The following is a 758-nucleotide window of genomic DNA, read 5'->3' as shown; positions in this document are numbered from 1 at the left end:
AAAAAGGATCGTTCAAGCCCAATGAGGCGATCAGTATCCTAGCTCACACTTCTCGCCCATAAAGCGGCTGATGAGCCTTAGGGTTTTCAAGGTTTAGCCCTGATAATAGCCAGTTAAGTTGTTGAGTTGAGATGTGTATATGACCCGATACTGTCGGTTTTGGCCATTTAAATCGGCCTTTTTCTAGTCGGCGATAATAGAGCCAAAACCCATTGGTATCCCAAAAGAGAATTTTGATTTTGTCTCGACCACGATTACAAAAAATGAACCATGCACTGCTCAATGGATCCATTTCTAACACATCGGCCACAATGAGGGACAGACCATCAATCGACTTTCTCATATCCGTAATACCAGAGACAAGATAGACGGCACCACTTGGGATCATTGCAGTGCCTTCAGCCAAATTTGAATTTGGGTTAATGAAAGTGAGGTTGGCAACTCTGCTCTCAGTCCATTGGGTAGATGTAAAATCACAGCCTCCAAACCAAGAGATGGCCGATCACTCATGACCACTTGGTGGGCGACTTGTTCATCATCGGTTTGTTTGAGTTTTTTAGCCAATAATGAAATGTGGGATAGCTGATGTCTTGCTCTTTACAAAAATTGGGAACAGAAAGCTCGCTTTCTTGCTGCTTAGTGACGATGGCCGTCCAGTACTGGTGTTTTTCTGATTGAGTCATAGTTCCTCCATTGGGTTAGAAAAACTATGACAAAGTCTTGCTGGGAATAGAATGTGGGGTTAATTGCGCGCTTAC

2 protein-coding genes are annotated in these 758 nt (G+C 43.5%); both read right to left on the bottom strand.

Features of this window, described 5'->3' with window-relative positions:
- Positions 1-43: 43 nt before the first annotated feature.
- Complete coding sequence (gene tnpB / locus RH88_RS10035; protein WP_005595506.1) at positions 44-388, bottom strand: IS66 family insertion sequence element accessory protein TnpB; 345 nt, start codon at positions 386-388, stop codon at positions 44-46.
- Positions 389-506: 118 nt separating this feature from the next.
- On the bottom strand, positions 507-683 hold the full coding sequence (gene tnpA / locus RH88_RS23875; RefSeq protein ID WP_005595505.1) for an IS66 family insertion sequence element accessory protein TnpA: 177 nt from the start codon (positions 681-683) through the stop codon (positions 507-509).
- Positions 684-758 lie beyond the last annotated feature (75 nt).

Source organism: Vibrio scophthalmi LMG 19158, assembly GCF_000222585.1.
GTDB lineage: Bacteria > Pseudomonadota > Gammaproteobacteria > Enterobacterales > Vibrionaceae > Vibrio > Vibrio scophthalmi.
Note: the sequence above shows the minus strand (reverse complement) of the source record. Positions and strands in the feature narration are given on the sequence as shown.

What these genes read in the sequence shown, in the direction of transcription:
- tnpB (WP_005595506.1), bottom strand. Translation starts at nt 388, where the DNA reads ATGATCCCAAGTGGTGCCGTCTATCTTGTCTCTGGTATTACGGATATG.
- tnpA (WP_005595505.1), bottom strand. Translation starts at nt 683, where the DNA reads ATGACTCAATCAGAAAAACACCAGTACTGGACGGCCATCGTCACTAAG.